This window comes from Vibrio genomosp. F10 str. 9ZD137 (genome assembly GCF_049974785.1).
Taxonomy (GTDB): domain Bacteria; phylum Pseudomonadota; class Gammaproteobacteria; order Enterobacterales; family Vibrionaceae; genus Vibrio.
This window is the reverse complement of the sequence record NZ_JBNGCJ010001029.1, coordinates 1-575: the sequence shown is the minus strand read 5'-3', so window position 1 is coordinate 575 and position 575 is coordinate 1. Positions and strand designations below refer to the sequence as shown.

The window sequence follows — 575 nt, the reverse complement described above, 5'->3', positions numbered from 1 at the left end:
GATTGGGTTCGCATCACCTAGCTGCCAACAACGGTCGATCACTTCCTGACAACGACGCTCCATCTCTGGGTTTTCACGTTGTACAGAAGCGAAATCAAGATCTTCAGAAGAAGAACCCGAATCCATTGAAGATGCCGCACCGCCGCCAAGGCCGATGTTCATCGCAGGACCACCAAGAACGATTAGGCTTGCACCTACTGGGATCTCTTTCTTCTGAACATGATCATCACGAATGTTACCTAGACCACCAGCCAGCATGATTGGCTTGTGGTAACCACGTACTTCTTCACCTGCGTGAGAGTTTACTTTCTCTTCGTAAGTACGGAAGTAACCTAATAGGTTTGGGCGACCAAATTCGTTGTTGAATGCTGCACCACCAAGAGGTCCTTCAAGCATGATATCCAAAGCAGTAACAATACGGCTCGGCTTACCAAAGTCAGTTTCCCAAGGTTGAACGAAGTTCGGGATCTTAAGGTTAGATACTGAGAAAGCAACCAGACCTGCTTTTGGCTTACCACCAATACCTGTCGCGCCTTCATCACGGATTTCACCGCCTGAACCTGTCGATGCGCCCG

At 49.0% G+C, this 575-nt stretch carries 1 protein-coding gene; it reads right to left on the bottom strand.

The genetic code is table 11. From position 1 onward, the window contains the following. Positions 1–575, bottom strand: a 575-nt coding sequence (locus ACP45E_RS21915) for an AIR synthase-related protein (protein ID WP_347229992.1), incomplete at both ends; no start/stop codon positions are given.